The sequence below is a fragment of the Streptomyces sp. bgisy100 genome, from assembly GCF_057709105.1.
This window is the reverse complement of the sequence record NZ_JBYITE010000023.1, coordinates 1-23,612: the sequence shown is the minus strand read 5'-3', so window position 1 is coordinate 23,612 and position 23,612 is coordinate 1. Positions and strand designations below refer to the sequence as shown.

General features: G+C 69.7%; 24 protein-coding genes and 1 pseudogene. 10 read left to right on the top strand and 15 right to left on the bottom strand.

Annotated features, from left to right (window positions below; genetic code table 11):
- Nucleotides 1-134: 134 nt before the first annotated feature.
- A complete protein-coding gene (locus AC3EQ1_RS17210) occupies nucleotides 135-332 on the bottom strand; it encodes a DUF397 domain-containing protein (RefSeq protein ID WP_432095189.1) in 198 nt (65 codons plus the stop codon).
- Between the two features lie 954 nt (nucleotides 333-1,286).
- On the opposite strand from AC3EQ1_RS17210, the gene AC3EQ1_RS17205 reads away from it, so the two are divergent.
- The 6 genes from AC3EQ1_RS17205 (at nucleotide 1,287) to AC3EQ1_RS17180 (ending at nucleotide 5,334) form a co-directional block, all read left to right on the top strand.
- Nucleotides 1,287-1,595 carry a hypothetical protein gene (locus tag AC3EQ1_RS17205; RefSeq protein WP_432095188.1) on the top strand — a complete coding sequence of 103 codons (309 nt, stop codon included), beginning with the start codon at nucleotides 1,287-1,289 and terminating at the stop codon, nucleotides 1,593-1,595.
- Nucleotides 1,592-2,803, top strand: a complete 1,212-nt coding sequence (locus AC3EQ1_RS17200; RefSeq protein WP_432095187.1) for a WXG100 family type VII secretion target — start codon at nucleotides 1,592-1,594, stop codon at nucleotides 2,801-2,803. Before AC3EQ1_RS17205 ends, AC3EQ1_RS17200 begins: the two co-directional genes overlap by 4 nt.
- A 32-nt stretch (nucleotides 2,804-2,835) precedes the next feature.
- Complete coding sequence (locus AC3EQ1_RS17195; RefSeq protein ID WP_432095186.1) at nucleotides 2,836-3,411, top strand: hypothetical protein; 576 nt, start codon at nucleotides 2,836-2,838, stop codon at nucleotides 3,409-3,411.
- Nucleotides 3,408-4,064, top strand: a complete 657-nt coding sequence (locus AC3EQ1_RS17190) for a hypothetical protein (protein ID WP_432095185.1) — start codon at nucleotides 3,408-3,410, stop codon at nucleotides 4,062-4,064. Before AC3EQ1_RS17195 ends, AC3EQ1_RS17190 begins: the two co-directional genes overlap by 4 nt.
- On the top strand, nucleotides 4,061-4,615 hold the full coding sequence (locus tag AC3EQ1_RS17185) for a hypothetical protein (RefSeq protein ID WP_432095184.1): 555 nt from the start codon (nucleotides 4,061-4,063) through the stop codon (nucleotides 4,613-4,615). Before AC3EQ1_RS17190 ends, AC3EQ1_RS17185 begins: the two co-directional genes overlap by 4 nt.
- 131 nt (nucleotides 4,616-4,746) lie before the next feature.
- Nucleotides 4,747-5,334, top strand: a complete 588-nt coding sequence (locus tag AC3EQ1_RS17180) for an AMIN-like domain-containing (lipo)protein (protein ID WP_432095183.1) — start codon at nucleotides 4,747-4,749, stop codon at nucleotides 5,332-5,334.
- Nucleotides 5,335-5,442: 108 nt separating this feature from the next.
- Here the strand turns inward: AC3EQ1_RS17180 and hemB are convergent, their stop codons facing one another.
- From hemB to AC3EQ1_RS17155, 5 genes are read right to left on the bottom strand one after another with little or no spacing between them, the layout of a single operon-like run.
- Complete coding sequence (hemB, locus tag AC3EQ1_RS17175; protein ID WP_432095182.1) at nucleotides 5,443-6,438, bottom strand: porphobilinogen synthase; 996 nt, start codon at nucleotides 6,436-6,438, stop codon at nucleotides 5,443-5,445.
- Nucleotides 6,435-8,093 carry a bifunctional uroporphyrinogen-III C-methyltransferase/uroporphyrinogen-III synthase gene (locus AC3EQ1_RS17170; protein ID WP_432095181.1) on the bottom strand — a complete coding sequence of 553 codons (1,659 nt, stop codon included), beginning with the start codon at nucleotides 8,091-8,093 and terminating at the stop codon, nucleotides 6,435-6,437. Before AC3EQ1_RS17170 ends, hemB begins: the two co-directional genes overlap by 4 nt.
- Nucleotides 8,090-9,112, bottom strand: a complete 1,023-nt coding sequence (hemC, locus tag AC3EQ1_RS17165) for a hydroxymethylbilane synthase (RefSeq protein WP_432095180.1) — start codon at nucleotides 9,110-9,112, stop codon at nucleotides 8,090-8,092. Before hemC ends, AC3EQ1_RS17170 begins: the two co-directional genes overlap by 4 nt.
- Nucleotides 9,109-10,455, bottom strand: coding sequence for a glutamyl-tRNA reductase (locus tag AC3EQ1_RS17160; RefSeq protein WP_432095179.1), 1,347 nt, complete (start codon nucleotides 10,453-10,455; stop codon nucleotides 9,109-9,111). The genes hemC and AC3EQ1_RS17160 overlap by 4 nt, the downstream gene beginning before the upstream one ends.
- Nucleotides 10,452-11,219, bottom strand: a complete 768-nt coding sequence (locus AC3EQ1_RS17155) for a redox-sensing transcriptional repressor Rex (protein WP_432095178.1) — start codon at nucleotides 11,217-11,219, stop codon at nucleotides 10,452-10,454. Before AC3EQ1_RS17155 ends, AC3EQ1_RS17160 begins: the two co-directional genes overlap by 4 nt.
- A gap of 357 nt (nucleotides 11,220-11,576) precedes the next feature.
- Here AC3EQ1_RS17155 and AC3EQ1_RS17150 point away from each other — a divergent pair, with 357 nt between their 5' ends.
- The 4 genes from AC3EQ1_RS17150 to AC3EQ1_RS17135 all read left to right on the top strand — a co-directional run bounded on the left by AC3EQ1_RS17150 (nucleotide 11,577) and on the right by AC3EQ1_RS17135 (nucleotide 15,626).
- Nucleotides 11,577-11,855: a glutaredoxin family protein gene (locus tag AC3EQ1_RS17150; protein ID WP_432095177.1), complete on the top strand. Its 279-nt coding sequence runs from the start codon at nucleotides 11,577-11,579 to the stop codon at nucleotides 11,853-11,855.
- Between the two features lie 140 nt (nucleotides 11,856-11,995).
- Complete coding sequence (locus AC3EQ1_RS17145) at nucleotides 11,996-12,937, top strand: HAD family hydrolase (RefSeq protein WP_432095176.1); 942 nt, start codon at nucleotides 11,996-11,998, stop codon at nucleotides 12,935-12,937.
- A gap of 491 nt (nucleotides 12,938-13,428) precedes the next feature.
- Nucleotides 13,429-14,217: an ECF subfamily RNA polymerase sigma factor, BldN family gene (locus AC3EQ1_RS17140; protein WP_432095175.1), complete on the top strand. Its 789-nt coding sequence runs from the start codon at nucleotides 13,429-13,431 to the stop codon at nucleotides 14,215-14,217.
- A gap of 218 nt (nucleotides 14,218-14,435) precedes the next feature.
- Nucleotides 14,436-15,626, top strand: coding sequence for a DUF5667 domain-containing protein (locus tag AC3EQ1_RS17135; protein ID WP_432095174.1), 1,191 nt, complete (start codon nucleotides 14,436-14,438; stop codon nucleotides 15,624-15,626).
- A 246-nt stretch (nucleotides 15,627-15,872) separates the two neighbouring features.
- On the opposite strand, the gene AC3EQ1_RS17130 is transcribed toward AC3EQ1_RS17135, so the two are convergent.
- The 9 genes and pseudogenes from AC3EQ1_RS17130 to AC3EQ1_RS17090 all read right to left on the bottom strand — a co-directional run bounded on the left by AC3EQ1_RS17130 (nucleotide 15,873) and on the right by AC3EQ1_RS17090 (nucleotide 23,470).
- A complete protein-coding gene (locus AC3EQ1_RS17130; protein WP_432095173.1) occupies nucleotides 15,873-16,340 on the bottom strand; it encodes a hypothetical protein in 468 nt (155 codons plus the stop codon).
- Between the two features lie 79 nt (nucleotides 16,341-16,419).
- A complete protein-coding gene (locus tag AC3EQ1_RS17125; RefSeq protein ID WP_432095172.1) occupies nucleotides 16,420-17,430 on the bottom strand; it encodes a lysophospholipid acyltransferase family protein in 1,011 nt (336 codons plus the stop codon).
- A 1-nt stretch (nucleotide 17,431) separates the two neighbouring features.
- Nucleotides 17,432-18,484 (bottom strand): NAD-dependent epimerase/dehydratase family protein, encoded by a 1,053-nt coding sequence (locus AC3EQ1_RS17120; RefSeq protein ID WP_432095171.1) that lies wholly within the window; start codon nucleotides 18,482-18,484, stop codon nucleotides 17,432-17,434.
- A 207-nt stretch (nucleotides 18,485-18,691) separates the two neighbouring features.
- Nucleotides 18,692-18,790: a 30S ribosomal protein bS22 gene (locus tag AC3EQ1_RS17115; RefSeq protein ID WP_003948845.1), complete on the bottom strand. Its 99-nt coding sequence runs from the start codon at nucleotides 18,788-18,790 to the stop codon at nucleotides 18,692-18,694.
- Nucleotides 18,791-18,901: 111 nt separating this feature from the next.
- Nucleotides 18,902-19,111: a helix-turn-helix domain-containing protein gene (locus tag AC3EQ1_RS17110; RefSeq protein ID WP_351507891.1), complete on the bottom strand. Its 210-nt coding sequence runs from the start codon at nucleotides 19,109-19,111 to the stop codon at nucleotides 18,902-18,904.
- 127 nt (nucleotides 19,112-19,238) lie between these two features.
- A pseudogene (locus AC3EQ1_RS17105) lies at nucleotides 19,239-20,055 on the bottom strand (phosphatase).
- Between the two features lie 329 nt (nucleotides 20,056-20,384).
- On the bottom strand, nucleotides 20,385-21,557 hold the full coding sequence (locus AC3EQ1_RS17100) for an acetoin utilization protein AcuC (RefSeq protein ID WP_432095170.1): 1,173 nt from the start codon (nucleotides 21,555-21,557) through the stop codon (nucleotides 20,385-20,387).
- Nucleotides 21,508-22,779, bottom strand: a complete 1,272-nt coding sequence (locus AC3EQ1_RS17095) for an MFS transporter (protein ID WP_432095169.1) — start codon at nucleotides 22,777-22,779, stop codon at nucleotides 21,508-21,510. Before AC3EQ1_RS17095 ends, AC3EQ1_RS17100 begins: the two co-directional genes overlap by 50 nt.
- Nucleotides 22,780-22,822: 43 nt before the next feature.
- Nucleotides 22,823-23,470, bottom strand: a complete 648-nt coding sequence (locus tag AC3EQ1_RS17090) for an HAD family hydrolase (protein ID WP_432095168.1) — start codon at nucleotides 23,468-23,470, stop codon at nucleotides 22,823-22,825.
- Nucleotides 23,471-23,612 lie beyond the last annotated feature (142 nt).

Sequence of the window (23,612 nt, the reverse complement as noted above, 5' to 3'; positions counted from 1 at the left end):
CGGTTCAACGTCGACCGCGAATGGTCCCCATTCGCCACCGCCCACTGGTCGGGCGCCTCGTGGCGCGACAGACGATCTCGGCCCGTGGAGACGCCAAAGACTGTCCGGCTCGGCCAGGAGGCTGTGCTGACGCATCAGGTCACGAAGTGGTCGAACTCCCCTGCCTTCACGCCCAGAAAGAAGGCACGCAACCTCTCGGGGGTGGTCTTGAGAACAATCTCCGGGTCTTCGCTCTCGCAGAGCAACAGGACTCCATCCGCTCCGAGGGCCAGATTCAGGCAATTGCTAACGCCCTGGCAGTAAGAGGATTTCTGCCATTCCGACTGCTTCATGGACCTCACTACCTCAGCATTCCTGGCAAAGGAGGGTAACCTGATCGCGCGATTAGTGATCCGACTCCCAACTTGTACTATGTGATGAGAGCAGACGCCAACGTCATGGCAGGGCTCTGGCAAAGAGGAGCAGGCCGGTAAGGACCGAGAGGCCGACGGCCCAGGCATTGGACACAAGGTTGAGAATCAGCTTCTTACCGGGTCACAGTTTGGCGCCATGAAGCATGCATTGGCCATAGAGGAACTCGCAGATCCGGCGAGAGTCAGGAGCATCCCACTCGACGTCGGGCTTGACTGCACCCGAAGTGCCACCACGAGCCCGAACATGAGCCTGATGGGTGCTTGAAGACACATGAAACGTCATCTGCACAACGGTGAAGCCACGGCGCACCGCACACCATCAGCAGTCCAATGCCATTGGATCGGTACCGCTGGATCGGTACCGCGATGGTGTTGAGTCGCCGCCCGTCCGCTGCGGAGAGGCCCGGAGTCCATCCGCGTGGCGTCTCCTGGTGGTTGACGCACCAGCCGACGCGGCTCGCCAACTCCAGCCGCTCGCCGCTCCCTCGCCCCCGGCCCACAAGGGGACGGCGCCCCCGTGGCCGGAGCCCGGCAGCACCCGAGAGGTAGGGCGAGTTCACCGCGGGATACGGTCACGGCTGGACAGATGCCGCCATGCGCATACAACGGCCCCCTGGGTAAACCTTGTTGCACCTGGCGTACGGTGAACTACACCCGGTAGCGTCGCGGTTCGGGTGTTCACCTTCGGCTGTCGGAGTCGGGGCGAGCCACGGTCTGCCTCCATTGCGGCGTCGATGACACCCGCCGCGCGCAGTGCCTGACGCGCCCCGGACGAAGGATAGACCCTAGGGCCGGGCAAGGGCCTGCCCTGCCAAGCCTTCACAACAGAGCCGGAAGCGTTGACTTTTCAGAGGGTTGACCAGGGGGAGCCAGATGAGCGAGAGAACGAGAGCCGATACTGAACTGATCAAGGATTGCTCGAACTCCCTATTTCGGATTCATCGAGAATTCAAGGAGAACAGCAACCCCGCAGATGACTGCGAAAAGTCCCTCGGGAGTGATGAGCTCCGCAGCGTTTTCGACGACTTCTCCGAAACCTGGAAGAAGACGCGCAAGAAATTGATGGAAGACATCCACCATCTGGCCAAATTCACACGGACCGCAGCCGAAACGTATGACAAGGTGGATCACGAGCTGGCTCAAGCCCTTCGCGACACCCGCAAGTCGAGGAGGAAGAAATGAGCCCTCGCCCCCATGACTGGGAACCGCTGCACGACGGCGACCCCATTCCCGGCGACCCCCACGAAGTGGCCAGGCTCGGCAAGCGTCTACGCCGGATGGCCGACGAGATCGACAAACAGGCCGACAATATCAAGGCTCTTTCGTCAGTCGAGAGCTGGGACAGTGATGCCGGTCGTGGTTTCCACGAGATAGCTGATGGAACCGCAGCACGGCTGAAACGCGCATACGACCGCTACGACGAAGCAGCCAAAGCACTCGGCACCAAAGTCGTGCAGGGCGAGTCCAACGAGTACGCAAGTGAACTGAACAGAGCCCAGAAAGTTGCAGACAAGGCTCTGGATGAGTTTCGCGAAGCAGAACGCGAACAAAAGCATGCCGGCGCTGACCTGGAAAAATTCCACGGCACGGTCCCCAGCGCCGACGATGCCACAGAACGAACCAGGCTCGAGAAAAAGCGTGATGCGGCGATGGACGTCATTCGTCGTTGCCATAGCGAGGTCGGCCGAGCAAAAATCATTCGGGATGATGCCGCAAAAGCGGCAGCGAAGCACATCAGAAATACAGTTCACCATGATGGCGTCCGCGACCAAGGCGGAATCATGAATTTCCTGGCCGATTGGGCGGATAGATTCGCCAACCTTTCAGCGATATTCTCGATTCTGGCCGTCATTTGCGTATTCGTTCCTCCCCTGGAAGTCCTCGCCCCCATCTTTGGTGCGCTTGCCGTATTGACCAGCGCGGCAGCGCTGGTGGGACACAGCTACGACATGTCTGCGCGTGGCGGGGAACTCAACGGCTGGAAGCTGTTCTTCGACGGACTCGGGGTCATGCCAGGCCTGGGATCCCTCAAGGGCTTCAGGGCTGTCAAAGGTCTCAGCGGCCTCAGTAAGCTTCGGGGGATTCGCTTCAGCGGCAGCGACGCCTTGGCAGGAGTTTCGCACAAGTTCTTCAACGGACTCGCTGTGACAGTTGTTAACGGGGTTCTCGTGAAATCTGGGAGGCCTGCGATCACAGGTGAACGGATCACCGCAGGAATCAAAACAGGCTCCTTTGTGGGAGCCTTGGTCAAAATATTCGGAGGTCACAACGGCGAGCGGACGGGTGACCCAGGCGACCCGCCGAAACCCACACCGGCTGCACCCTCACCTCGCCCTTCACCGCAGCCGAAGCCCTCACCACAGGCCTTTCACACCGCCCTGGCGCACTAGCGTCCGTTTCCTCCGTCGAAGGGAATTCTCAGATGCCTCAAGATCACGAGCTGGAGCCAGGAGAGTACCGAGCGCGCGGCGGCATCGTCAGGAAGATGGTGCCGGGTGAGGCTCTATTTGCAATTCCGAAGGCTCGGGAACTTGCTGACAAACAGGGCCGGAAGCTGGGGTTCGATTTCCTCGACGACGCCGCGGTATTGCGGATGCTTCGACTTCGCCACTACGACGACACTCAACTGCGCGGCATCGGAATGAAGCTGGGACTTCCTTCTGCATTGGCTCTCACCGGCCTGTTTCTCTACTGGGGAGGGTACGTCCAGTACTGGGAATCCTCCAAGTCGCAGACGACCTTCTACGTCATAACGGGTGCGGTGGTTGCCGTCATCCTTATTCTCTACATCGTTTTTCTCGCTCGACACTGGGGTGATCGCGCCAGGCAGAACGTCCGAGCACGCGCCGCTGCATACAGAGACATCGCCCATACTGCGGGGCGCCACGGCGCCGAACTCCCCGAGTTCTACCCACATTATGGCCCCTACCCCTTCGCAGCCAATTTTCATCCTGAGGCGGCAGAGCTCCGGCTGCCGGGTGAGGAATGTTCCTCGTGAGCTCTTCTCACCACAACTGGAATCTCGATGAGGGTTTTCTTGATGTCAACTGGGTGATGCCTACGGGCTTCTTCGAGCTGCCGATGGAAGCAGAGTCCGTGGAGGAAATCACGGAGCAGCTGATCCGTCTGGCGCAGGAGGTGCTTCCGAACGGCACACCGGACATGCAGTACCAGTGGGCCGCCATGTGCGGAGCCAACTACGACGCTTTCGTTGAGGGCAGCGTACAATACGCCGGATTCGTGGCGACGGAAGTTGATGACAAGCGGTGCACCGCCACTGTCCACGTGTCCCTCATGGACCTTGCCGAAGAAACCAGAAAAGACCCGATCCAAGCCACGATGGCAGCGTTGAAAGCCCTCAACATAGGCGAAGTCCGGGAGATCTCCCTCCCGTGCGGTCCAGCAGTTTCTTGCATCGGCAGCCGTAGGGCTGCATTGACAGGGGCACTGACGCCATCCGGAAATGACGAGCCCTTTTGGACTTCGTTCATCCAGGTGCAGATCCCCCTTTCCAACGGAACGGCTGCCGTATTCGAGCTGGCTACACCCACTCAGGAAGGGTGGGATGTCTTCTCTTCCATGTTTGCGGGGGTTGTCAAGAGTGTTCGCATTTTTGCCCCCGCTGAACACGCTGTGGAGATGTCAACTTGACCACCATCGACGAGATCAAGCCGCCTGAGGACTACCAGATCCTGGTACCACGGGACTGGTTTCGAATCGACCTCACGATTGAAGGCTGGCGTCCACAGCTGAAGAAGTTTGTCGACCTACAGACAGAGCACGGCCTGATGCCCGCAGAAACAAGAAAAGAGCTGTGGCGAACCTTGCGGAATACCGCCGAGGACGCCGCCGGGCGGGGTGCTCTGGAGTTGTTCCTTCGCACTGGCGTGCAAGGTGATCTAAGCGCTCCTGCAACGCTGCTGGTCTCGCTGCTGCCACTGAAGGGGGAACTGCGGACTTCCCCTGCCGACCTCTCCCGGGCTTTGTCAGCCCGCAATCGCAACGGAGGCACTGTGGCGATCGGCAGCGTCCCCGCGGGAACCGCAGTTCACGTCGTGACTGACACGACACAGGACTTCTATGTCGAGATGCCAGGCGGGGTCGGCTATCTGCTTCTTGCCTTCTCAGTACCCCTGGAGGGCGTCGCGACGCCGATGGGCGAGTTGTGCAAGGCTATCGCTGCGTCATTGCGCTGGGTGTGAGTAAGCGACGGGTGATCTTCATCAGGAGTCACCGTATCCGGCCAAATCTCCCCACCCGAACAACCATCCGGCGCATCCGGCCGTCCAACCCGGCGACACCGCATCCGATCGATTTCCTGGGGGGAAACATCATGCGACGTTGGGGTACCGCGGCGGCCGCGCTCGTGCTCGCCGCCACCGGACTGACGGCGACCGCCGCCTCGGCGACCGCCGCCACGGCCACCGAGGCGAGCACCCGGGCCGAGGCCTGCGCCACCGCCTGGGGCAGCGGAGACAAGACCGCGGACGTGACCGCGTACACGCCGCTGACGAACATCAGGACCGGCCGGCACGACTGCTACGACCGGATGGTCATCGACACCCGCGCCGCGGGCGGCCACAAGGTCGGCTACCAGGTGCGGTACGTCGACAAGGTCTACCAGGACGGCTCCGGCACGGCGATCCCCGTCGGCGGCGGCGCCGTCCTCGAGGTCCGGGTGGCCGCGCCGAGCTACGACCCCGAGACGGGCGCGGCGACGTACGCGGGGCGCGCGGGCAAGCCGCTGCCCGGCGTGAACATCAGCGGCTACCGGACGTTCAAGGACACCCGGTTCGTCGGCAGCTTCGAGGGTGACACCCAGATCGGCTTGGGCGTCCGCGCCCGCCTGCCGTTCCGCGTGCTCCAGCTCCCCGACCGCCTGGTGATCGACGTGGCGCACACCTGGTCCACGGCGCGCTGACCGAAGCACCTCCGCACGGACCATGACGACGGCGGCGCCCCGTACCGAGTACGGAGCGCCGCCGTCGTTCACCATCCCGTTCACATCACGCGATCCCGGCCGGGAGAACTACTCCCCGCGCTGCAACCGCCGCGCGACCTCGGTCGCCCAGTACGTCAGGATCGTCCCCGCCCCCGCGCGCTTGATCCCGGTCAGGGTCTCCATGATCGCGCGGTCCCGCTCGATCCAGCCCTTCTCGGCCGCGGCCTCGATCATCGCGTACTCGCCGGAGATCTGGTACGCGGAGACCGGCACGTCCACCGTGTCGGCGATCTGCCGCAGGATGTCCAGGTACGGCAGCGCCGGCTTCACCATCACCATGTCGGCGCCCTCTTCGAGGTCGAGCGCCAGCTCCCGCAGCGACTCCCGCGCGTTGGCCGGGTCCTGCTGGTACGTCTTCCGGTCGCCCTTCAGCGACGAGGCGACGGCCTCGCGGAACGGCCCGTAGAACGCCGAGGTGTACTTCGCGGTGTAGGCGAGGATCGCGACGTCCTCGTGCCCGGTGCCGTCCAGCGCCTCGCGGATCACCCCGACCTGACCGTCCATCATGCCGCTCGGGCCCACCACGTGGACGCCGGCGTCCGCCTGCACCCGCGCCATTTCGGCGTAGCGCTCCAGCGTCGCGTCGTTGTCGACCCGGCCGTCGTCGTCCAGTACGCCGCAGTGGCCGTGGTCGGTGTACTCGTCCAGGCACAGGTCGGACATGACGACGAGGTCGTCGCCGACCTCGGCCTTCACGTCCCGGATGGCGACCTGGAGGATCCCGTTCGGGTCCGTGCCCTGGCTGCCGGCCGCGTCCTTGACCTCCGGGATGCCGAACAGCATGAGCCCGCCGACCCCGGCCTCGACCGCCTCCGCGGCGGCCTTTCGCAGGGTGTTGCGGGTGTGCTGCACGACGCCCGGCATCGCCGAGATCGGCACCGGCGCGCTGATGCCCTCCCGCACGAAGGCGGGAAGGATCAGCTCGGCCGGGTGCAGCCGGGTCTCGGCGACCATCCGTCGCATGGCCGGGGTGGTACGGAGCCGTCGGGGACGGGCCCCGGGAAAGCGTCCGTAAACACTCACGTGCGCCTCCTGCGCGATCCGGGCCGGCGCTCGCTCGGCCTGGTGACGTGTTCGCCCGCCTCGACGGCGGCGTCCCGGCGCTTGGCACCGAAGTCCGCGAGCGCCTCGGCCAGCTTGTGCACCGACGGCTCGGGCGACAGGACGTCCACACGCAGGCCGTGCTCCTCCGCGGTCTTCGCGGTGGCCGGGCCGATGCAGGCGATGACGGTGACGTTGTGCGGCTTGCCGGCGATGCCGACGAGGTTCCGCACCGTGGAGGACGAGGTGAACAGGACCGCGTCGAACCCGCCGCCCTTGATCGCCTCACGGGTCTCGGCCGGCGGCGGCGAGGCGCGCACGGTCCGGTAGGCCGTGACGTCGTCCACCTCCCAGCCCAGCTCGATCAGACCGGCCACCAGGGTCTCGGTGGCGATGTCCGCGCGCGGCAGGAACACCCGGTCGATCGGGTCGAAGACCGGGTCGTACGGCGGCCAGTCCTCCAGCAGGCCCGCCGCCGACTGCTCGCCGCTGGGCACCAGGTCCGGCTTCACACCGAAGTCGACCAGCGCCTTGGCGGTCTGCTCGCCCACGGCCGCGACCTTGATCCCGGCGAAGGCGCGGGCGTCGAGCCCGTACTCCTCGAACTTCTCCCGGACGGCCTTCACCGCGTTGACCGAGGTGAAGGCGATCCACTCGTAGCGGCCGGTGACCAGGCCCTTGACCGCGCGCTCCATCTGCTGCGGGGTGCGGGGCGGCTCGACGGCGATGGTGGGCACCTCGTGCGGCACCGCGCCGTAGCTGCGCAGCTGGTCGGAGAGCGAGGCCGCCTGCTCCTTGGTCCGCGGGACCAGGACCTTCCAGCCGAACAGCGGCTTCGACTCGAACCAGGAGAGCTGGTCGCGCCGTTCCGCCGCACTGTGCTCGCCGACGACGGCTATCACCGACTGGCCGCCGTCCGGCGACGGCAGCACCTTCGCGGACTTCAGCACCTGGGCGACCGTGCCCAGGGTGGCGGTCCAGGTGCGCTGCCGGGTGGTCGTGCCGGCGACGGTGACCGTCATCGGGGTGTCCGGCTTCCGCCCGGCGGCGACGAGTTCACCGGCGGCCGAGGCGACCGAGTCCAGCGTCGTGGAGACGACGGCGGTGGCGTCGCTGGTGCCGACCTCGCTCCAGGACCGCTCGGTGGCGGTCCGGGCGTCAAGGAAGCGGACGTCGGCGCCGGTCCCGTTGCGCAGCGGCACACCGGCGTACGCGGGTACACCCACCGCGGTCGCCACTCCGGGCACCACCTCGAACGGAATGTTCTCGGCGGCGCAGGCCAGCATCTCGGCGGCGGCGTCGCAGTCCATGCCGGGGTCGCCCGCGACCGCCCGCACGACCCGCTTGCCGCCCCGTGCGGCCCCCATGACAAGATTGGCGGCATCCCCTGAGGCGGGCTCCGTCGCAGGGGCTGACGACTCGTCATGCCCCGCTTGCGGGATGTCCACCCCTGCCCTGGTGTGCGTACGCACCACGTCGAGCACCTGGGGATCGGCGATCAGAGTGTCCGCGTTGGCCAGCGCCTCGACGGCGCGCAGCGTCAGCAGTCCCGGATCTCCGGGTCCGGCACCGAGGAAGGTGACGTGACCGAGACCAGCCTGTGGTGCTCGTTGGATCTTTGCGGCAGTGGGGCTCAAAGTGCTCGCTCCCCCATCAGACCGGCCGCACCCTTGGCGAGCAGTTCGGCGGCGAGTTCACTGCCGAGCTGCAGGGCGTCGTCGTGAGACGCGGGTACGGGAGCGGTGGTGGACAGCTGCACCAGCGTCTTGCCGTCGGTCGTGCCGACGACGCCGCGCAGGCGCATTTCGGTGACAACCTGCCCGTCGGCCAGAAGGTCGGCCAGCGCCCCCACAGGTGCGCTGCAGCCGGCCTCCAGGGCGGCGAGCAGGGATCGCTCGGCGGTCACGGCGGCCCGGGTGTACGGGTCGTCGAGCTCGGCGAGCCGGGCGGCGAGGCCCGCGTCGGACGCGGAACACTCGACCGCCAGTGCCCCCTGGCCGGGGGCGGGCAGGACGTTGTCGACGGGCAGCTTCTCAGTCGCCTCGTCGATACGGCCGATCCGGGTGAGCCCGGCGGCGGCGAGGACGACGCCGTCCAGCTTGCCGGAGCGCACGTATCCGATACGGGTGTCGACGTTGCCGCGTATCGGAACGGTTTCTATGTCGCGGCCCAGGGTGCGGGCCCACGCGTTGAGCTGCGCCATCCGGCGCGGGGAGCCGGTGCCGATGCGGACCGGAGCCCTCCGGGACTCCTCCGCCAGCTGCTCGAAGGTGAGGCCGTCGCGGGCGACGAGGGCGTCCCGCGGGTCCTCGCGCGGCGGCACGGCGGCGATCACGAGCTCCTCGGGCTGCGTGGTCGGCAGGTCCTTGAGCGAGTGCACGGCGAAGTCGATCTCGCCGCGCAGCAGCGCGTCGCGCAGCGCGGTCACGAAGACGCCGGTGCCGCCGATCTGCGCCAGCTGCTCCCGGGAGGTGTCGCCGTACGTGGTGATCTCGACCAGCTCGACCGGGCGTCCGGTGAGCCGGCGGACGGCGTCCGCGACCTGCCCGGACTGGGCCATGGCCAGGGTGGAGCGGCGGGTGCCCAGGCGCAGCGGACCGCTGCCGGAGCCGGACGCTTCGCGCGCGGTGGTGGAGGGGGTGGTGTTGTCGTTCATGCCCGCTCCTGCCCGGGGTCGGTGCTGTCGGCCCGGCTGACGGCGGCGACCGCCTGCGGGTCGAGGTCGAAGAGTTCCCGCAGCGCGTCCGCGTACCCGGCGCCGCCGGGCTCGCCCGCGAGCTGCTTGACCCGCACGGTGGGCGCGTGCAGCAGCTTGTCGACGACGCGGCGCACGGTCTGGGTGATCTCGGCGCGCTGCTTGTCGTCCAGTCCGGGGAGGCGGCCGTCGAGGCGGGCGATCTCGCTCGCGACGACATCGGCGGCCATGGTCCGCAGGGCGACGACGGTGGGGGTGATGTGGGCGGCACGCTGAGCGGCGCCGAACGCGGCGACCTCCTCGGAGACGATGCCCCGGACCCGGTCCACATCGGCGGCCATGGGCGCGTCGGCGGAGGCCTCGGCGAGGGTTTCTATGTCCACCAGCCGGACGCCGTCGACGCGGTGCGCCGCCGGGTCGATGTCGCGCGGCATCGCCAGGTCGAGCAGGAAGCTCTCCCCGGTGCGCTCCGCGACCGCGGTGGCCACGGCCTCGCCGGTGAGCACCAGCCCGGTCGCGCCGGTGCAGGAGACGGTGAGGTCGGCGCGGGCCAGCTCGCCCGGGACCTCGTCCATCGGTACGGCGCGCGCCGTGAGGCCGGGACCGGTCTGGTCGGCGAGCGCGGCGGCCAGCCGCTCGGCACGGTCGATTGTTCGGTTGGCGATCACCAGTTCCACGACGCCCGCGCGGGCGAGCGTGGTCGCGGCCAGCGAGGACATCGATCCGGCGCCGATCACCAGGGCGCGCTTGCCGGACGCCCACGGCTCGACGGGGCCGCCCGCGGCGAGCTGTTCGAGACCGAAGGTGACCAGCGACTGGCCGGCCCGGTCGATCCCGGTCTCGCTGTGCGCCCGCTTGCCGACCCGCAGCGCCTGCTGGAACAGGTCGTTCAGCAGCCGCCCGGCGCTGTGCAGCTCCTGGCCGAGCGCGAGGGCGTCCTTCATCTGGCCGAGGATCTGGCCCTCGCCGACGACCATCGAGTCCAGGCCGCAGGCCACCGAGAACAGGTGGTGGACGGCCCGGTCCTCGTAGTGCACGTAGAGGTACGGGGTGAGCTCGTCGATGCCGACCCCGCAGTGCACGGAGAGCAGCGTGGACAGCTCGGCGACACCGGCGTGGAACTTGTCCACGTCGGCGTAGAGCTCGATGCGGTTGCAGGTGGCGAGCACCGCGGCCTCGGCCGCCGGCTCGGCGGCGAGCGTGTCCTGCAGCAGCTTGGCCTGCGTGTCGGCGGCGAGGGCGGCCCGCTCCAGCACGCTCACCGGCGCGCTGCGGTGGCTCAGCCCGACGACCAGAAGACTCATGCCGGCATCACGGCGGGCACGTCCCCGTCGGGCCCCTTCCGGCCCCCGTCGGCTCCGGCGCGCAGCGGCGGCGGCGACACGGCGCCCTCGTGCGCACCGTCCTCGCCCGCCTTCCGCTGCTCGTGGAAGGCGAGGATCTGGAGTTCGATCGAGAGGTCGACCTTGCGGACGTCCACCCCGTCCGGCACCGAGAGCACGGTGGGGGCGAAGTTGAGGATGGAGGTCACGCCGGCGGCGACGAGCCGGTCGCAGACCTGCTGGGCGGCGCCGGCCGGGGTGGCGATGACCCCGATGGAGACGCCGTTGTCGTCGATGATCGCTTCGAGCTCGTCGGTGTGGCGGACGGGCAGCCCGGCGATCGGCTTGCCGGCCATGGCCGGATCGGCGTCGATCAGCGCGGCGACCCGGAAGCCGCGGGAGGCGAAGCCGCCGTAGCCCGCGAGGGCGGCGCCGAGGTTACCGATACCGACGATCACGACCGGCCAGTCCTGGGTCAGGCCGAGCTCGCGCGAGATCTGGTAGACGAGGTACTCGACGTCGTAGCCGACACCACGGGTGCCGTACGAGCCGAGGTAGGAGAAGTCCTTGCGGAGCTTGGCGGAGTTCACCCCGGCCGCGGTCGCGAGCTCCTCCGACGAGACCGTGGGAACCGAACGCTCGGACAGCGCCGTCAGCGCACGCAGATACAGCGGAAGCCGGGCGACGGTGGCCTCGGGAATCCCTCGGCTACGGGTCGCCGGTCGGTGAGTTCGGCCAGTTGCCACGGTGCTCCTGCGGGTAGAGCGGGGCTGCAGGCGGCCACACGTCCCAGGGCCACCCCGTCGACAGCAGGCTATGTCTTTGTGAACGCGTGCACAAAGATGGTGTCCGCTTTGTCCGACCAAAGTGACCGGGGTCACGCGTATCGATCGCATGATCGCGGAACCGCCCACAATGCGGATCTCCCCCGGTCGCCGCCGGGAGGGGACCCCCACCCCCGGCCACCGGGACGGACCCGCGGCCGGCAGGGGTGCGTGGCCACGTTCCCTACGACTTTGCCCCCGAACCACCCGAATCGTCCATGCCGCCATCCAACCGGAGGCCGCTCCCCGGCGCACGTCCGCGCGCTGCACAATGCAGTCATGAGCCCGCTGCTGCGCCGCACACCCCGCAAGAACCCCGCCGACAGCACCGTCACTCTGATCGGCAGACCGGGCTGCCACCTCTGCGACGACGCCCGGAAGGTGATCTCTTCCGTCTGCGCCGAGCTGGGGGCGGCCTGGGAGGAGAAGGACATCACCGAGGACGCGGAACTGCACCGCAAGTACTGGGAGCAGATCCCGGTCGTCCTCGTCGACGGCGCCCAGCACGACTTCTGGCGGGTCGACCCGAAGCGGCTGCGCACGGCCCTGGGCGGCTGAGGCCCGTCCGGCGACGGCGGCCGGTGATCACACACCGGCACAGCGGACACACGGACCGGAAACAGAACCGCCGCAGGAAGTTCACGCGCCCGAATCCTCCCGACTCCGGTTTGGCGGAGGTCACTGGCTATGCTCACGTCATGGCCGCACTGGGATGGCTCACACCGCGAAGGCGCTCCGCCACGGCACGCAGCGTGCTGGCAGGCGAAGCGGCTGCCGAGGCAGCCCGCAAGTCCTCGCTCGACGCCGCGCCGGACGCCGGGAGCGAGAGCGCCGAGGACTCCGGGGAGCCGGAGTTCCCCGTCGCGGGGGACCGCCTGGCCGCCGCCTTCTTCGACCTCGACAACACCGTCATGCAGGGCGCGGCCCTCTTCCACTTCGGCCGCGGCCTCTACAAGCGCCGCTTCTTCCAGAAGCGCGAACTGGCCCGCTTCGCCTGGCAGCAGGCGTGGTTCCGGCTGGCGGGCGTGGAGGACCCGGCGCACATGGAGGACGCCCGCAACAGCGCGCTGTCCATCGTGAAGGGCCACCGGGTCTCCGAGCTCATGGAGATGGGCGAGGAGATCTACGACGAGTACATGGCCGAGCGGATCTGGCCGGGCACCCGCGCCCTCGCCCAGGCCCACCTCGACGCGGGCCAGAAGGTCTGGCTGGTCACCGCCGCCCCGGTGGAGACCGCGACGATCATCGCCCGCCGGCTCGGCCTGACCGGCGCCCTCGGCACCGTCGCCGAGTCCCTCGACGGCATCTACACCGGCAAGCTCGTCGGCGAACCGCTGCACGGCCCGGCGAAGGCCGAGGCGGTACGGGCCCTGGCCGGCGCCGAGGGGCTCGACCTCTCGCGCTGCGCCGCGTACAGCGACTCCGCCAACGACATCCCGATGCTGTCCATCGTCGGGCACCCGTACGCGATCAACCCGGACACGCGGTTGCGCAAACACGCCCGCGAGCACGGCTGGCGGCTGCGCGACTACCGCACGGGCCGCAAGGCGGCGAAGGTCGGCATCCCGGCCGCCGCCGGGGTCGGCGCGCTGGCCGGTGGAGCGGCCGCCGCGGTCGCCCTCCAGCGCCGCCGCCGCTGACGCACCCTTTTCGCACCCCACCACCGTCGGCCGCCGGCCGCGGCGGGTCGGTCACCGTCCCGCCGGACCGACCTGCGGAGGCGAAGGAACCGCCCCGCCCCGCCCGGAGATCCGGCGACCCCCGGAGCGCCGGCCGGCGGACCGCACCGCCCGCTCCGGCCCGGCCGTGCTGCGCCGGTGCGACGCGCGGCCATTCCGGCCTTCTTACCCCCCGCGGCTCCCCGCCAGTCCCAATGCCGCCGCATCGCCACAAGTTGACCCGCGATCGAGCAATTTGCGCGGAGAATCGATCATTCTGCGCACCACGCTCCCTATGCAATCGGTCATCAACCTGTAACAGAGCGCTCCGAAGCGGTGATTTGAGCAACTCGGTGTAGCGCTGCCTGTACGAAGCGTTATTCTCCTCAGACGCAAACGGGTACCCGCACGTCGCTACGACGGGTGAATGTATCCGTACTGCACGTGATGGAAGCTCTGCCTCTGGGAGTCCCGTGTACCCACACGTCGGGGTTGACGCCTCGGGCCTGGCTACGCTCCGCGCGACGGTCGCCGACCATCTGCGCGGCCTCGTCCCCGCCGCGTACGCCGTCCCCGCCTTCGCCGTGCCTGTCCCTGCCGCCGGACCCACCGGACCCGTCGGCCCCGCCTACGCCCTCGCCGAGCGCACCGCCGCGGTCGGCCGACGCACCCGGACCGGCGCCCCCGCCGCTCGCCGCCCCGCCGCCGACAGCGACAGCCGTCGCATGATGGACCTGGTCGAACGCGCCCAGGCCGGCGAGGCCGAGGCCTTCGGCCGCCTCTACGACCAGTACGCCGACACCGTGTACCGGTACATCTACTACCGGGTGGGCGGCAAGGCCACCGCGGAGGACCTCACCAGCGAGACGTTCCTGCGCGCCCTGCGCCGGATCGGCACCTTCACCTGGCAGGGCCGCGACTTCGGCGCCTGGCTGGTGACGATCGCCCGCAACCTCGTCGCCGACCACTTCAAGTCCAGCCGGTTCCGCCTCGAGATCACCACCGGCGAGATGCTCGACGCCAACGAAGTGGAGCGCAGTCCCGAGGACTCGGTCCTCGAATCGCTGTCCAACGCGGCCCTGCTGGAGGCCGTTCGCAAGCTCAACCCGCAGCAGCAGGAGTGCGTGACCCTGCGGTTCCTCCAGGGCCTGTCGGTCGCGGAGACCGCCCGGGTGATGGGGAAGAACGAAGGCGCGATCAAGACGCTCCAGTACCGGGCCGTCCGGACCCTGGCGCGGCTGCTCCCCGACGACGCCCGCTGACCACCACGACAACCCCTACGGTGACCCAACATGACCCCCCGGTCCGATCATCGTCCGCGCGTAACCCGACTGCCGAGCTGCTCGTTGTCCGGATTGCAGGCTCCCTCTGGTCGTCCCCTGATCGCTTCTGCTCACTCGATCGAGTGGTTGCGCTCAAGGTGCGCAACCTTCCATCCATGCCGGGGAGTCGAGGGTGATGACGAGAGGAGGTGCCGCCTGTGATCGCAAACGTATCGGCGCACCGGCGGGCGAACGCCTTCGCCCAGGTCCTGGACGAGCAGGCTCACCAGGACGGGACGGCCGAGCGGTCCGACACCACGGCGGACATCCGGCAGGACCGGCTGCTCGCCCTGGCGGGCGGGCTCGGTCGGCTGCCGAAGCCGGAGCTGGATCCGGACGTCAGGACGGTGCAGCGGGCGCAGCTGGTCGCTGCCATGGAGGCGATGCTCGCCGAGGGCACCGCGAGCGAGGGCCCGGCACTGCCCGGCCAGCGCTCCGGCAAGGGCGCCCACCGGGCCGGCTCGGGCCGGTCGCTCCGTCCGCGGTCCCGCTGGTCGAAGGGGCTCGCCGCGGGCGGGCTGACGGTCGGTGTCGCGGCCGGGGCGTTCAGCGGCGTGGCGGCGGCCAGCTCCGACGCCCTGCCCGGGGATTCGCTGTACGGGCTCAAGCGCGGCATGGAGGACATGAAGCGCGGCCTGGCGGACGGCGACTCCGACCGCGGCAGGGTGTACCTGGACCAGGCCTCGACGCGGATGAACGAGGCCCGCAGGCTGATGGAGCGCGGCCGCGCCGGTGATCTCGACCACGAGTCGCTGGGCGAGGTCCGCCGGGCACTCTCCGGCATGCGGCACGACGCCTCGGAGGGCCACCGGCTGCTGTCCCAGGCCTACGCGCAGGACGGCTCGCTGGGTCCGATCCAGACCCTGGAGTCCTTCTCGACCTCGCACCGGCGCAGTTGGCGGGAGCTCCGCGACCGGCTGCCCGCCCAGCTCACCGACGTGGGCGACCAGGTGAGTTCGGTCTTCGACGCGATGGACGAGGAGGTCGGCCCGCTGAAGTCGCTCCTCCCCACCCCGCCCGGCGGGGACGACGCCCGGACGGGCTCCGGCCGCTCCTCGGGCCCGACCGGTTCGCACAGCCGGTCACGGCACTCCGAGCCCGCGTCCGACGCCCCGTCCGAGCGCCGGAGCGGCAAGGAGAGCAAGCCGCATCCGTCGGAGTCGCGGCAGTCCGAGGGCGGGCTCATCGACGGCGCCGACGATCTGCTCGACCCGCCGAAGACCAGCCCGTCGCCCTCGGGCCGGGACAGCGGCAAGGGCGGCGCCCCGGCCAAGCCGGACGTCACCCTGCCGCCCGTACTGCCCGGCCTGCTGCCGGGCCTGGGCATCGAGGGCGAGGACGCCCGGTAGGCAGCACCGCGCCTGCCGCCCCTCGCCCGGCGGCTCCCGCTCTCCGGACGGAGTCCGGTCCTCCGCGCTACGGCGCCGGGGATCGGACGCCGTTCGCTGTGTCGGCTGTGCCCCGGGCGGCTGCGGGCGGGCGTCTTCAGCGGAGCGGATGTGCTCCAGGCGGCTGTGTTCCAGGCGGCTGTGTTCCAGGCGATTGTGCTCCAGGGGCTGTGCGGGGGCTCTGCGCCGAGGCGTTCAGGGCGTCCGTCACCGATCGGCCCCGAGCCGGCCGCCGCCCCAGGACAGGGTGCCGGTGTCCGCGCGGGCCGTGTCCCCGCGCCCGCTGCCGTCCCCGCGACCGCCGCCCACGCGACTGCCCCCGTCCTCGCGACTACCGCCGTTCTCCCGACTACCGGCGTTCTCGCGGCCCCCGCCGTCCCGGTGCTCGGTCAGGCGCAGCCGGACCACGCCGGCGTCCAGGTCCACCGAGACCGGCGGCTCCTCCGCGGGACGGACGTTCTTGCGGACGCGTTCCTGCTCCATGGCCTTCTTGTTGGCCTGCGCCTGCGGGCTCATGTCCTGCATGAAGTCGGCGCCGATCGCCGACAGCCCCTTGCGCTTGCGCCAGTAGATCCAGCCGCGGCGCTCCATCCATAACAGCAGGCGATCGGCGAGGAACGCAGCCGCGGCCAGGGCTGCAAGCGTCCCCGTGATGATGACGATGTCGTTTCCCACATCCGGCGAACGGCCCTGCCGGACACGGCGTTCCCGGCCGTCCGCCGAGCGGGGACCGGGCGCAGGCCGGAGGAACAGGTCAGAAGAAGACCGACCGCCGCTGGACGAGCAGCTTGTACAGGGTGTGCTGAATCGTTTCCCGGACCTGGTCGGTCAGGTTGAACATCAGCATCGGGTCCTCGGCCGCCTCCAACGGGTAGCCGTCCGTCGGGATCGGCTCGCCGAACTGGATCGTCCACTTCGTCGGCAGCGGTACCGCACCGAGCGGGCCGAGCCAGGGGAACGTCGGCGTCAGCGGGAAGTACGGGAAGCCGAGCAGCCGCGCGAGCGTCTTGGCGTTCCCGATCATCGGGTAGATCTCCTCCGCCCCGACGATCGAGCACGGCACGATCGGCGCCCCCGCCTGGAGCGCCGTGGAGACGAACCCGCCCCGCCCGAAGCGCTGCAGCTTGTACCGCTCGGAGAAGGGCTTGCCGATGCCCTTGAAGCCCTCCGGCATGACCCCGACCACCTCGCCGCGCTCCAGCAGCCGCTGGGCGTCCTCGGAGCACGCCAGGGTGTGGCCCGCCTTGCGCGCCAGCTCGTTGACGACGGGCAGCATGAAGACGAGATCGGCGGCGAGCAGCCGCAGATGACGGTCGGCGGGGTGGTGGTCGTGCACCGCGACCTGGAGCATCAGCCCGTCCAGCGGCAGGGTTCCGGAGTGGTTGGCGACGATCAGCGCGCCACCGGTGTCCGGAATGTTCTCGATGCCCTTCACCTCGACCCGGAAGTACTTGTCGTACAGCGGGCGGAGCATGGACATCAGGACCTGGTCGGTGAGCTCCTCGTCGTAGCCGAAGTCGTCGACCTCGTAGTCCCCGGTGACCCGGCGGCGCAGGAAGGACAGCCCGTGCGCGAGCCGGCGCTCCCACTGGCCGCTCCGCGGTGGGTCCCCGGCCGCCGCGGCCGGCGCATCGGGGGACACGGCCTGCTCGGGGACCGGCGCCAGCGGGCCCGACGCACGCCCGTTCACCCGGGACTTCGGCTTGGGCTTGCCGCGCCGCGACCTCGGGTCGTCACCGAAGGGAATGACCTTGGCGTCGGCCATGTCAGGTGCGCTCCTCACTGGGGCCGGCGGAGGCGAGGTCCGCGAGCCGGTCGACGGTACGGGCGAGGGTCTCGGGCGGCAGCAGCCCGGGGCCCCGGCTGCGGGCGAAGTCGGCGAAGGTCTCGGCGGTCGTGTACTCCGGCCGGAACCCCAGCGTCTCCCGCATCTGCGTGGTCTGCACCACCCGGCCGTGGGTCAGCAGCCGGATCTGCTCCGGGGAGAAGTCGGTCATGCCGATGGAGCGGAGCGCGGAGCCGACCCAGGTGACGGCGGGGAGCAGCACCGGCGCCGTGGGGCGGCCGAGCCGCCGCGCGGTCTGCGACAGCAGCAGCACTCCGTCGCCGGCGATGTTGAAGGTGCCGCTGTTGAGCGTGCCGCGGCGCGGTTCGGACGAGGCGATCCGCAGCACCTCGACGACGTCGTCCTCGTGCACGAACTGCAGCCGCGGGTCGTACCCGAACACGGTGGGCAGCACCGGCAGGGAGAAATAGTCGATGAGCGGGGACTCGGCCCGGGGGCCGAGGATGTTGGCGAACCGCAGCACGCAGACGGCGACGTCGGGGCGGCGGCGGGCGAAGCCGCGGACGTACCCCTCGACCTCGACAGCGTCCTTGGCGAAGCCACCGCTGGGCAGGGACTTGGGCGGCGTGCTCTCGGTGAAGACGGCGGGGTCGCGCGGCGCCGAGCCGTACACGCTGGTGCTGGACTTGACCACGAGCCGCTGCACGGAGGGCGCCTTCTGGCAGGCGCCGAGCAGCTGCATGGTGCCGATGACGTTCGTTTCCTTGATCGTGCTCCGGCTGCCGCGGGTGCCCAGCGGGGTGCCGGTGACGTCCATGTGCACCACGGTGTCGACCGCGTGCTCGGCGAGGACCTTGGCGATGGTGGGCTGGCGGATGTCGGCCCGGACGAAGTCCGCGCTGCCGAGATGGTGCTCGGGCCGTACCGCGTCCACTCCGATCACCCGGTCGACACCGGGCTCCCGCTGGATGCGTCGTACGAACCGTCCCCCGAGCTGCCGGGCGACACCGGTGACGAGCACGACTTTGCCCAAGATTCAGCGCCTTCCTTCCACATCCAGGTCGCGGCTGGCGTGTTTGTTCCCGCAGCGGTCACCGTATCGGGTGGTTGTTGCGCTGTGGTGACCGAAGGATGCACAGAGCTACATTTCGGCCGGATGCCGGACGGCCTTCCCCCGATACGACGACGCCGCCCTCCCACCGGAACGGCAGGAGGGCGGCGTGTCACGCTCGGCGTTCGCTTACTTCTTGTTGCGACGCTGAACGCGGGTGCGCTTGAGCAGCTTGCGGTGCTTCTTCTTCGCCATCCGCTTGCGCCGCTTCTTGATAACAGAGCCCACGACTACCCTCGCTCACTTCGAATCACTCGGTGCGGGGCGTCCGAGCCCACACTACCTACGTCGGCCCAGCCTACCCGGCGCCGAGTGAGGAGCGTAATCCGCGGGTCACCCTCAGGCGGTCTCCACCCCCACATAGGACTCACGGAGGTAGTCGTGCACCGCCTGCTCCGGCACCCGGAAGGACCTCCCCACCCTGATCGCAGGCAGATGACCGCTGTGCACCAGCCGGTACACGGTCATCTTGGATACGCGCATCACCGTGGCGACTTCCGCCACAGTCAGGAACTGCACCTCGTTCAGAGGCCTCTCGCCAGCAGCCATGACACACCTGAACCTTCCGCACATGACGGTCACCGGCTTCCCCTCCGGTGACTTCGCGTCGCTGTGCGCTCCTCCCCAGATTAGGGGCGTGTGATGCAAGTGGGGAAGAGGAGTAGCGATCGACCGCCTACTGTGACAGACACGCTCGATTGAGTACATAGCGCGTAAGCGGTCGGTAGTAAGCGGACCGCACAGCGTCATCAAGCGGAACGGTCACCGCCACCCGGCCTCCGGCCTCGCCGACGAACAGCGCCGGGTCGTCCGTGTCGGCCGGGCCGATGGCCTCGATCCCCAGCTGACCTGCTCCGCAGACCCAGCCGTGGCCCCGACGACGAGCGCGGGGAGGGGTCCGCCGACGTCGGCGGCGGCCCCGAGGGCGGTCCGAACCGGGAGCGGGGAGTGGGTGTGCACGCCGGTTCCACAGCCCTCCGCGGCAGCCCGCCCCGCGCACACCAACGCGACCCCTCGTGCGTAGGCGAGGGTGCGGGTGCGTACCCCGAACCGGGTCGTTATGTCGATACATCGCCCCTGCGCCGGGGGGAGAACGGGGCATCCCGCCGCCGAGAGAGCGCGGGCCAACGCGGCGTAGAAGCCCAGGAGACGGTGCGGGTGGCCGGTCCCGAGCAGGACCGGCGCACGGGCGCGGGCAGCAGCGCGGAGCCGGTCGGCGAACGCCCCGAGAGCGGCCAGGGTGCGGTCGGGGCCGATCCGGTCGGGCCCGGACGCCGGCTCCGGGTCGCCCGAGAGACCGCACCGGTCGCCCATCAGCCGCAGCAGTTCCGGCTGCCGCCAGGTCCGTTCCGGATCGAGCCCGAGCAGCGCGCTCGGGTCTCACGGGCGGCGAAGAGCCGATAGCTCCGCAGGCTGGGCTCCCGTGAGGTGGCCACGGGCCCCGCCAACCGGGCCGCCAGCAGATGGGCCCGCAGCGCTCCAGCACTCAACACGCCCACGATGCCGGCCACAAGAGGGCCCCACGGCAGGGGAACGCGGAGAAGCCCCACCGACGGCCCGATGACGCGTAACCGCGGTCGCCGCGGGGCGCGTTACCGGGCCGGGTAAGAGGCTCGCGGTCGCCGGGGACGGCCAGAACGCGCCGGTCACCAGGCTGTGCCGCGGCGAGGAGAGCGCCCACGGCTGTGACAGGGCATGGCCGTGACAGGGCATGGCGGTGACGGTGCCATGGCGGTACCTGGACGCAGTGGCCGGGCCAATTCAGTGACGGGTTACGGCAATGGCGGGCTACGGCAATGGCGGAGCTACAGCGGTGACGGGTCTACGGCAGGAGCCCGTGGGACGGGTACACCGCCCGGCGCGTGGCCAGGATCGCCTGGTCCAGCCGGTCCGCCGGGTCGTAGCCGCCGCCTTCGAAGTCCCGCCAGTGCGGCTCCCGCCCGTCCGTCATCCGGTACGGGGCCGGCTGCCGCGTCTTGGCGTACACATGGTGACGCCATTCCTCCGGCACCTCGGTGGTCGGTGCGATCGGGCGTCCGGCGGCGATCGCCACCAGATGCGTCCAGGAGCGGGGCACGACCTCCACGACCGCGTAGCCGCCCCCGCCCAGCGCCACCCAGCGGCCGTCGGCGTGCCGGTGGGCCAGGTCGTGACAGGACTCCGCCACCGCCCGCTGGGCGTCCAGGCTGACCGCGAGGTGGGCGAGCGGGTCCTCGAAGTGCGTGTCCGCGCCATGCTGGGTCACCAGCACCTGCGGCGCGAACGCCTCGATCAGCTCCGGCACCACCGCGTGGAACGCCCGCAGCCAGCCCTCGTCCCCGGTCCCGGCCGGGAGCGCGATGTTGGCCGCGCTGCCCTCGGCGGCCGTGCCGCCCGTCTCCTCGGGCCAGCCCGTCTGCGGGAAGAGCGTGCGGGGGTGTTCGTGGAGCGAGACGGTCAGCACGCGCGGGTCGTCCCAGAAGGCGGCCTGGACGCCGTCGCCGTGGTGCACGTCCACGTCCACATAGGCGACGCGCTCGGCGCCCAGCTCCAGGAGCCGGGCGATGGCCAGGGCCGCGTCGTTGTAGATGCAGAACCCAGCCGCCCCGCCGGGCATCGCGTGGTGCAGTCCGCCGGCGAAGTTCACCGCGTGCCGGACCTCACCGCGCCAGACGGCCTCCGCCGCCCCGACCGACTGCCCGGCGATCAGCGCCGACGCCTCGTGCATGCCGGCGAACGCGGGGTCGTCCTCGGTGCCCAGGCCGTACGACGCCTCGGCGGACTTCGGATCGGCCGACGCGCGCCGCACGGCGTCGATGTAGTCCGAGCGGTGCACGAGCCGCAGCGTGGAGGCACCGGCGGACTTGGCGGACACCACGTCCAGCGCCCGGTCAAGACCGAACGCCTCGACCAGGCGCATGGTCAGTCCCAGCCGCACCGGATCCATCGGGTGTCCGGGCCCGAAGTCATAGCCCGTTACTGCCTCGTCCCACATCAGCTGTGCGCGGCCGCTCATGCTCGCCACCGTATCGGGTCGATTCGGCGCCGAACGAACCGGCGTACAGGAGTGTCACCAGCACCAGGGCCATCGGCACGAGCATCGCCCCGCGGTAGCTCCAGGCGTCCCCCAGCACGCCCACGAGCGGTGAGCCGACCAGGAAGCCGACATAGTTGAAGATGTTGAGCCGGGCGACGGCGGCGTCCGACGCGCCGGGGAAGAGGCGGCCCGCGGCGGCGAAGGTCTGCGGCACGATCACACAGAGCCCCAGACCGAGCAGCGTGAAGCCGGCCATCCCCACCGCCGCCCCGGGTGCCAGGGCGACCACGGCGAAGCCCGCGGCCGCCAGGACCGTCCCGCCGCGCACCACCGGCACCGCGCCGAACCGCCGCACCCCGCGGTCGCCGACCGCTCGTCCGAGGAGCGTGGTGACCATATAGACGTTGTAGGGGACGGTGGCCAGCTGCTCGGAGCTGCCGAGCACGTCCTGGAGGTACTTCGCGCTCCAGTTGGCCACCGTGGAGTCACCGATGTAGACACAGGCCATCACCAGGCACAGGGGCATCAGCACCCGCATCGCGACGGGCGACGGTAGGGACTCCCGCGCGACGCCGTCGCTCTGTCCCGCCGTCAGCGGCACGCCGACGGAGCCGGGTTCACGGGGACGTGGGACGCGGGCCGGCGCCCCGTCGGCGTACCAGTGGCTCGCGACGAGTGCCAAAGGGATCAGCACGGCCACCACTGGCCCGTAGAGCGCGGCAAGCGATAACTCCCCGTGCGCACCCGCCCAGGCGAGCGAGGCTCCGAGGATGCCGCCGAGGCTGTACGCGGCATGGAAGCCGAGCATGATGCTCCGCCCGTACGCCTGCTGAAGACTGACGCCGAGCATGTTCATGGAGGCGTCCAGCGCACCGAGGGCGAGCCCGAACACCGCGAGGGACGCGATGAGTTCCGGCACGTCCCGGCCGGCGCCGACGGCCACCAGAGCGAGCGCCACGACCGGCTGTGCCCAGCGGAGCACGGCACTCGGCGGCAGCCTCCGGACGAGACCCTCGGTCGCCACGCTCCCCACACCGGCGAGCGCCGGAACGGCGGCGAGGAAGACCGGCAGCAGCGCGTCGGACATGCCGTAGCGCTCCTGAATCGCCGGAATGCGGGTCACCAGGAGCGCGAACACCACACCCTGCGCGAGGAAGCCGACCGTCAACGAGACCCTGCCGTGCCGCACCGCTGCGTCCATGGCCGAGGAGCGTACGGCCCGCCGCTACCGCTGGGTAGGCCGTTCACAGCAGGAGTTGCGGCAGCTCCCCCATGCCCGAGAAGAGCGCCGTGGCCCGTCCGTCGAACCGGGCAGGCGGCGTCATCGCGGTGAAGCCGTACACATCCATCCCGGCCGCGACCGCGGCCTGCACCCCGAGCGGGCTGTCCTCGACGACGGCACACCGCTCGGGACGGACCCCCATGGTGCGGGCGGCGTGCAGGAAGAGGTCCGGCGCCGGCTTGCCCCGCCCGACGTCCTGCGAGCTGAAGATGCGCTCCTCCCCGAAGCGGTCGTACAGCCCGGTCCTGTGGAGGGCCACGCGGATCCGGCCGTGGCTGCCGGACGAGGCGAGGCAGTAGGGGACGCCATCCGCTGTCAGCTTCTCCAGCACCTCCTCGACTCCTGCGACGGCCTGGAGCTCACGGCGGAAGGCGTCGAAGACCCTGGCGTGGAAGACGTCGTCGAAGTCGGCCGGAAGCTGCTTCCCGGAACGCTCCCGCACCAGGTCGTGGATCCGGTGCATGGCCGATCCCATGTAGTCGCGGATCGAGTCCTCGTACGTGGTGGGGTGGCCCGACTCGGTGAGGTAGGCGGCCAGGATCGCGTTGGAGAGCGGCTCACTGTCCACGAGCACGCCGTCGTTGTCGAAGATCACCAAGTCGTAGCGCATGCGGGAAGCCTAAACGCAGGTCAGTGTGCGGGAGCCCCGTTCTTCTCCTTGCCAAGATCCGTATCCGGCTGCGGTGTTGAGGGGTCCGGCCCCGGGGATACGTGAATCCGATACCCGGGGCGTGCAGGGAAAACGGGTCCGT

Excerpts from the sequence above, each read along its gene's own strand:
- AC3EQ1_RS17210 (WP_432095189.1), bottom strand. The coding sequence starts at position 332 with ATGAAGCAGTCGGAATGGCAGAAATCCTCTTACTGCCAGGGCGTTAGC.
- AC3EQ1_RS17205 (WP_432095188.1), top strand. The coding sequence starts at position 1,287 with ATGAGCGAGAGAACGAGAGCCGATACTGAACTGATCAAGGATTGCTCG.
- AC3EQ1_RS17200 (WP_432095187.1), top strand. The coding sequence starts at position 1,592 with ATGAGCCCTCGCCCCCATGACTGGGAACCGCTGCACGACGGCGACCCC.
- AC3EQ1_RS17195 (WP_432095186.1), top strand. The coding sequence starts at position 2,836 with ATGCCTCAAGATCACGAGCTGGAGCCAGGAGAGTACCGAGCGCGCGGC.
- AC3EQ1_RS17180 (WP_432095183.1), top strand. The coding sequence starts at position 4,747 with ATGCGACGTTGGGGTACCGCGGCGGCCGCGCTCGTGCTCGCCGCCACC.
- hemC (WP_432095180.1), bottom strand. The coding sequence starts at position 9,112 with ATGAACGACAACACCACCCCCTCCACCACCGCGCGCGAAGCGTCCGGC.
- AC3EQ1_RS17160 (WP_432095179.1), bottom strand. The coding sequence starts at position 10,455 with ATGAGTCTTCTGGTCGTCGGGCTGAGCCACCGCAGCGCGCCGGTGAGC.
- AC3EQ1_RS17150 (WP_432095177.1), top strand. The coding sequence starts at position 11,577 with ATGAGCCCGCTGCTGCGCCGCACACCCCGCAAGAACCCCGCCGACAGC.
- AC3EQ1_RS17145 (WP_432095176.1), top strand. The coding sequence starts at position 11,996 with ATGGCCGCACTGGGATGGCTCACACCGCGAAGGCGCTCCGCCACGGCA.
- AC3EQ1_RS17125 (WP_432095172.1), bottom strand. The coding sequence starts at position 17,430 with ATGGCCGACGCCAAGGTCATTCCCTTCGGTGACGACCCGAGGTCGCGG.
- AC3EQ1_RS17110 (WP_351507891.1), bottom strand. The coding sequence starts at position 19,111 with ATGGCTGCTGGCGAGAGGCCTCTGAACGAGGTGCAGTTCCTGACTGTG.
- AC3EQ1_RS17100 (WP_432095170.1), bottom strand. The coding sequence starts at position 21,557 with ATGAGCGGCCGCGCACAGCTGATGTGGGACGAGGCAGTAACGGGCTAT.
- AC3EQ1_RS17095 (WP_432095169.1), bottom strand. The coding sequence starts at position 22,779 with ATGGACGCAGCGGTGCGGCACGGCAGGGTCTCGTTGACGGTCGGCTTC.
- AC3EQ1_RS17090 (WP_432095168.1), bottom strand. The coding sequence starts at position 23,470 with ATGCGCTACGACTTGGTGATCTTCGACAACGACGGCGTGCTCGTGGAC.